The sequence below is a fragment of the Allobosea sp. BK604 genome, assembly GCF_004341515.1.
Lineage (GTDB): Bacteria > Pseudomonadota > Alphaproteobacteria > Rhizobiales > Beijerinckiaceae > Allobosea.
Genome location: NZ_SLZF01000016.1, coordinates 175,423 through 181,422, shown reverse-complemented (window position 1 = coordinate 181,422; position 6,000 = coordinate 175,423). Strand labels below are relative to the sequence as shown.

The window sequence follows — 6,000 nt, the reverse complement described above, 5'->3', positions numbered from 1 at the left end:
TTGCTTACGCGCCCCATCCGCCTGGCCCCGGACGACCCGGAGCAACTCACAACATACAGGATTGCTTCGTCGGCTGCGCCTCCTCGCAATGACGGCGGAGCTTACGCGTGGACGATCGGTCCGGCGGCGAAGCGGCGGCCACACGCGGGCCTCATGAGCCGGCTCTATCGATTCCGTTCATTCATTTGTGCTGCAACAGCCTGGATCAAGCGAAGACGAGCAAGATCGGCGACGCCAGAATGAAGACCGCAAGACGCCTACCGCCTGCCCCGCCTATGCTTACCCCGTGAAACTTCTCCTGCCGCTCACCGTTTCAACCGCTCAAACGGGCATGCACTAACGAATGAAACCATCGGCCGAAGCATATGGCATCGCCGTTCCTTGGTATGAGGAAGAAGATTTCACGTTACTGTGGGGCATGTCGCTCGACCGCAACGAGGTCGTGCCCGATTACAAGACCTGGCATCGCAACGCCTCGGCCGTCGTCAACGAGAACCTGGCACGCGGGCGGACGGTGCAAATGGTGACCATCCGGCCGGAGCTGTTCCTCGACTGGCTGTTCGAGAACCGGCTCAAGAACAATGCCGAGGCGCGCAAGCGCTATGTCGAGGAACTCGCGACCGCCCGGGCCGAGCTGATCGAATCCGACCTGACGGCGATCTCGCCGCCGACGACGATCACGGATCAATAGAGCATCGGCCCGAAAAGTGGTTTGCGGTTTTCGGATCAGCCGACGCGACAATAAGGAGCCAGAGGCGCGGCCCGCCTCACGCGCCCTGCCTCATCTGAGGAATTCCGGCGAGATCAGGCTCGGCAGGAAGAGCGCGACCTGCGGCCAGATGATCATCAGCACCAGCACGGCGCACATCGGCAGCAGCATGATCACCACGTCCCTAAGTACGTCGATGATGCGCATCTCCGCCATGGCGCAGGCGATCAGCAGGCACAGCCCATAGGGCGGCGTCACCAGGCCGAAGGCGAGCGAGACGATGCCGATCATGGCGAAATGCACCGGGTCCATGCCGGCCGCCTGGGTCAACGGCTGCAGGATGCTGCCGACGATGATGATCGCCGGGATGGCATCGAGGAAGCAGCCGACGACGAGGAAGACGAAGGCGACGAAGAAGCCCATGCCGGTGACGCCGAGGCCCCAGGTCGAGACATTGGCGAGGATCGCCTCGGGCATCTTGTAATAGGCCATCAGCCAGCCGAAGGCGGTGGCGGTGCCGACGCAGAACAGCGCGACCGAGGAGAAGCGGCCGGTATCGACCAGCGCCTCGTAGAAGCCCTTCCAGTTCATCTCGCGATAGATCAGGATCGAGAGGAAGGTCGCGTAGAGCACGGCGATGCAGGCCGATTCCGTCGCGGTGAACCAGCCGAAGACCTTGCCGCCGATGATGATCAGCGGCGTCATCAGCGCCGGGATCGAGACCCACAGCCCCTTGCCGAGCTCGCCCCAGCTGGCGCGCTGATAGGTCGGGTATTTGCGCAGCTTGGCGTAGATATGGACCGTGGCCATCTGCGCACCGGCAATCAGCGCGCCGGGGATGATGCCGGCAAGGAAGAGCGCGCCGATCGAGGTGGTGAGCGTGCCGCCCCAGACCACCATCAGGATCGAGGGCGGGATGATCACCGCCAGCACCGAGGAGACAGCGGTGATCGCCACCGTGAAGCTGTCGTCGTAGCCCTCCTTGCGCTGGGCATCGATGAAGATGCGCGACTGGCTCGCGGCATCGGCGGTCGAGGAGCCGGAAATGCCGGCGAAGAAGAAGGAGAGCACGACGTTGATCTGCGCCAGCGAGCCGGGGAAATGCCCGACCATGCTGCGCGACAATCGCATCAGCCGGTCGGTGATGCCGCCGATATTCATCAGGTTGGCGGTGAGCAGGAAGAAGGGCACGGCCAGCAGGATGAAGGAATTATAGGCGTTGAAGGTCTCCTGCAGCAGCATGCTGGAGGAAAGCCGGGGCTCGATCAGCAGGATCGGCAGGCAGGCGAGCGCCAGCGCGAAGGCGACAGGCACGCGCAGGATCAGCAGCGTGAAGAAGACGCCGAACAGGATCAGGGCCGCCTGGCCCGAGGACAGGACGGAGCCGGTCATGCGATGTTGCCTTTTACGTCCGGGCCTGTCGTGTCCTGGCCGCCGCCGGGCTGGCCGTTCAGGATGCGCAGATCGTCCTGGATCTGCTCGGCGAGGAAGAGCAGCCAGCTCGCCCCGGCGACCGGCCAGGCGAGATGGATGATCCAGAGCGGCAGGTCGGCGAGCTCGGAGGTGCGGTAGATCGCCTGATCGGTGAACTCGATGCCCATCCAGAGGAAGACCACCGCGACCACCAGCACGCAGAAGCGCGAGAACAGCCGCATCGCCGCATTCTGCCTAGGGGAGAGCCGCGGCCAGATATCGACGTCGAAATGCGCGCTCTCGCGCACGCCGACGATCGAGCCGATCATGATCGTCCAGACGAAGAGGAAGCGCGCCATCTCCTCGGTCCAGATGTAATGCGGGATCAGATGGGTGAAGCGCGAGAAGATCTGCAGCGACACCGGGATGATGAGGATCGCCAGCATCACGGCGAGAAGGACGCAGAGGACCCTGTAATAGCCCGTGAGCATGCGGCGCCAGGGGCTGGCCGCAGGGGGGCTGTCGACGCTCATGCTCATGGGCGTTCCGGACCGTTCGGGATTTCGAGGGGAGCCGCCGGGCCCCGAGGTCTGCAGACCCCAGTGGCGCCGGCGGCGGGTTCAGGCGGAAGGCGCGGTCACTGGACGGCGTTGATCTTCTCGAGGATGCCGTGCGCGTCGATTTCCTTGGCGTATTCGATCAGCACGGGATCGACCGCCTTCTTCATGGCGGCGCGGTCGGCGAAGGGGATGCGCTTCAGCTTGCCGGCCTTCTCCAGCGCCTCGAGCTTGGCGGTGTCCTCGCTCGACTCGACCTGGCGGCCATGGGCGGCGCCCTCCTTGCCGCCCTTCATCACGCAATCCTGCAGGTCCTTCGGCAGCTTGCGGAAGGTCTTGCCGGAGAAGGCGAGCGGGCGGATCGTGATCGCGTGCTCGGTCATGGCGAGCTGCGGCGCGACCTCGTAGAAGCGCATCGCCTCGACGCCGGCAGCCTCGTTCTCGCCGGCGGCGATGACGCCGTTCTGGATGCCGTTATAGACCTCGTTATAGGCGATCACGGTCGGCGCCATGCCGGCGGCCTGGAAGGTGCGGCTCCAGATCGGCGCGCCCTGGACGCGGACCTTGAGGCCCTTGATCTCCTCCATGTTGCGCACCGGCTTGTTGACGAAGATGTTGCGGGTGCCGCCGCCGCCATAGCCGATCAGCATGACGTCGGCGCGCTTGGCGATCTCGTCGGCGATCGGCTTGAACAGGTCGAGCTCGATCACCTTGTTCCAGTGGGCGAGGTCGCGGAAGATGAAGGGCGCGTCGATGAAGGGCGCGGCCTTGGAGAAGGTCGACATGTGTGCCGGAGAGACGATGGCGTAATCGACCGCTTTGCCCGAGGCCATATACTCGAAATACTGCTTCTCCAGGCCGAGCTCGCTGTTCTTGTGCAGCACGAAATTGATCGGCTTGCCGTAGCAGGCCTTCACCACATCGGCGAACTTGGCCATGGCCTTGGTGAAGGCGTGGTCGTCGTTGAATTGCGAGGCGCCGTGCAGCTCGATCGCCTGCTGCGCACAGAGCGGGGTCGCTGCGAGAAGCGTCGCGCCCAGAATCCATCCCATTCTCGACTTGAGCATTTCATCCTTCCTCCCTGATCAGACCTCTGTCGGGTCTTAGGAAAAAAGTATGACGGCGAAGGAATGAGGGCGCAATACCGGTAGGGCGGCGAGCTGCGCCCTGCGACGAAAGTAGCAGACGAGCCAATGCTTTGCGGGCGGCCGCTCATGGCCACCGCGTCGCAGCGATGGCGGCTCGTCTCTTGCGACATTCCAGCGTAAACTCATGAAAATGGGCGATATGTCCGGGAGGACTGAGATGGCTGGCGAAGACCGCAAACCACGCGCCTGGCACGATGTGCACAGCATCCAGGAAGCGCCGCGCGAGAAGCAGAAATCGAGCGGGCGGATCGCGGCTGAGGAGGCAGCGGCGCGCAAGAAGATCGACGCGCTGCGCGCGCTCAGGCTGGCGAGGGAGGCGGAAGAGGCTGCGAACCCTCCTCCGCCCAAGCCCCCCGCGCCCGGCAAGAAGAAGGCTGCGACGTAGAGCATTTCCGCGTTTCCTCGAATCGCGAAAATTCTCTATCCCTTTGTTTTATCGCATTTTCTTCACGCGAACCGGTATCCACTTCGCTTGAAAATGCTCCAGGCAGAGGACCAGACCAAGAGACGTCATTGCGAGGAGCGCAGCGCGAGACTCAGGCCTTGTCGAGCCAGGTCTTCAGGAGCCCGATATCGGCTTGCGACAGGCCGTGGCCGGTCGGCACCGTGCGGTGATCGACCAGCGCGCCGTTGCCGGCGAGCGTGGCTGCCAGTCGCGCCGCATCCTGCGCCGGCACGATCGGGTCGAAGGCGCCGGAGAGCAGCTGGACGCGCCTGCCGGCAAGATCGGCCTTTGGCGGCGTGGCGAAGGGCGACATCGCGCGCAGCAGCGCCGCACCCGCCAGGACCTGCGGCCTGAGCAGCAGCATGCTCGCCGCGATATTGGCGCCGTTCGAGAAGCCGACCGCGACCGGGGCCGCAAGGTCATAATCACGGCGGGCGGCCTCGATGAAATCGGCGAGCTCATGGGTGCGGCGGCGCAGGTCGTCCTCGTCGAAGACGCCTTCCGAGAGCCGCCGGAAGAAGCGCGGCATCGGCCCTTCCAGAACCTGGCCACGCGGCGAGAGCAGGGCCGCGCCCGGCGCGACCGTGCGGCCGAGCGGCAGCAGGTCGCGCTCGTCGCCACCGGTGCCGTGCAGCAGCAGGAGCGGCGTGCGGGTCGGGTCAGAGCCCGGCTCGAACGCGTGGATGAAGGAGGTGGTCGCGTCAGCGTCCATCACTCGTCTCCTTGTTGAGTGGGAGGGGCCGCCCTGCCGGTCAGCGCGACGCGGCAGGGCGGTATTCGTCAGACGAGCTCGGGCAGCACGGCCTCGATATGGCTGCGCTGCGCCTCGTATTGCGGCGGCAGCTTCAGCGCCTGGCCGAGCGTCTCCGGCGCCTCGTCGACGGCGAAGCCGGGCACGTCGGTAGCGATCTCGAAGAGGACCCGGCCGGGCTCGCGGAAATAGACGGAGCGGAAATAGTTCCGGTCGCGCTGTTCCGTGGTGCGGATGCCGTGGTTCTCGGCGAGACGGCGCACCATCTCCTGCTGCGCGGCGTCATCGGCCGCACGGAAGGCGATGTGGTGGACCGAGCCGGCGCCCTGGCGCGCCGGCAGGAAGCCGCCCGCCGCGCGCAGGTCGACGATATTGCCGAGCGGGGTGCCCTCCGCCTGGTAGCGGATCAGCGCGCCGTCGCGCCCAAACTCCCTGAAGCCGAAGACGTCGGCGAGGATCGCGCCGGTCGGCGCCGCATCCTCCAGCAGCAGGCTGACGCTGTGGAAGCCGCGGATCGCGTACTCGGCCGGGATGTCGCTCGCCTCCCAGGCCGGCTCGGACTCGATGCCGGGCAGGCCGACAAGGGCAAGCCGCATCCCGTCGGGATCGCGGAAGGCCAGGACCGTCTCGCCGAAGCGCTTCTGCGGCTGCTCATGCACGACGCCGAGCTCGACCAGGCGATGCGTCCAGAAGCCGATCGCGCCTTCCGGCACGCGGAACGCCGTCTCCTGCGTCTCGCCGACGCCGAGCCGTCCGGGCGCGGCATGCTCCCAGGGGAAGAAGGTCAGGATCGTGCCGGGGGCGCCGGCCGCGTCACCATAATAGAGGTGATAGGTGCCGGGATCGTCGAAATTGACCGTCTTCTTGACCAGGCGCAGGCCGAGCACGCGGCCGTAGAAATCGAGATTGCGGCGGGCCGGGCCGGCGATCGCCGTGACATGGTGGATGCCATTGATCTGCATGATGCCCTCCTCCGG

7 protein-coding genes are annotated in these 6,000 nt (G+C 65.6%); 2 read left to right on the top strand and 5 right to left on the bottom strand.

What is annotated here, in order from left to right; genetic code table 11:
• Positions 1–343: 343 nt before the first annotated feature.
• Positions 344–691: a hypothetical protein gene (locus EV560_RS34865; RefSeq protein ID WP_131860465.1), complete on the top strand. Its 348-nt coding sequence runs from the start codon at positions 344–346 to the stop codon at positions 689–691.
• A 90-nt stretch (positions 692–781) separates the two neighbouring features.
• Here the strand turns inward: EV560_RS34865 and EV560_RS34860 are convergent, their stop codons facing one another.
• The 3 genes from EV560_RS34860 to EV560_RS34850 all read right to left on the bottom strand — a co-directional run bounded on the left by EV560_RS34860 (position 782) and on the right by EV560_RS34850 (position 3,746).
• Positions 782–2,101 (bottom strand): TRAP transporter large permease, encoded by a 1,320-nt coding sequence (locus EV560_RS34860; RefSeq protein ID WP_131860464.1) that lies wholly within the window; start codon positions 2,099–2,101, stop codon positions 782–784.
• Positions 2,098–2,655, bottom strand: a complete 558-nt coding sequence (locus EV560_RS34855) for a TRAP transporter small permease (RefSeq protein WP_348982296.1) — start codon at positions 2,653–2,655, stop codon at positions 2,098–2,100. The genes EV560_RS34860 and EV560_RS34855 overlap by 4 nt, the downstream gene beginning before the upstream one ends.
• A gap of 104 nt (positions 2,656–2,759) precedes the next feature.
• Positions 2,760–3,746 (bottom strand): TRAP transporter substrate-binding protein, encoded by a 987-nt coding sequence (locus EV560_RS34850; RefSeq protein ID WP_207908188.1) that lies wholly within the window; start codon positions 3,744–3,746, stop codon positions 2,760–2,762.
• A gap of 238 nt (positions 3,747–3,984) precedes the next feature.
• Between EV560_RS34850 and EV560_RS34845 the strand changes: the two genes are divergently transcribed.
• Positions 3,985–4,212: a hypothetical protein gene (locus EV560_RS34845; RefSeq protein ID WP_131860461.1), complete on the top strand. Its 228-nt coding sequence runs from the start codon at positions 3,985–3,987 to the stop codon at positions 4,210–4,212.
• A 151-nt stretch (positions 4,213–4,363) separates the two neighbouring features.
• Here EV560_RS34845 and EV560_RS34840 read toward each other — a convergent pair whose 3' ends face one another.
• A complete protein-coding gene (locus EV560_RS34840) occupies positions 4,364–4,984 on the bottom strand; it encodes an alpha/beta hydrolase (protein WP_131860460.1) in 621 nt (206 codons plus the stop codon).
• Between the two features lie 68 nt (positions 4,985–5,052).
• Positions 5,053–5,985, bottom strand: coding sequence for a ring-cleaving dioxygenase (locus EV560_RS34835; protein WP_131860459.1), 933 nt, complete (start codon positions 5,983–5,985; stop codon positions 5,053–5,055).
• Between the last annotated feature and the right edge of the window lie 15 nt (positions 5,986–6,000).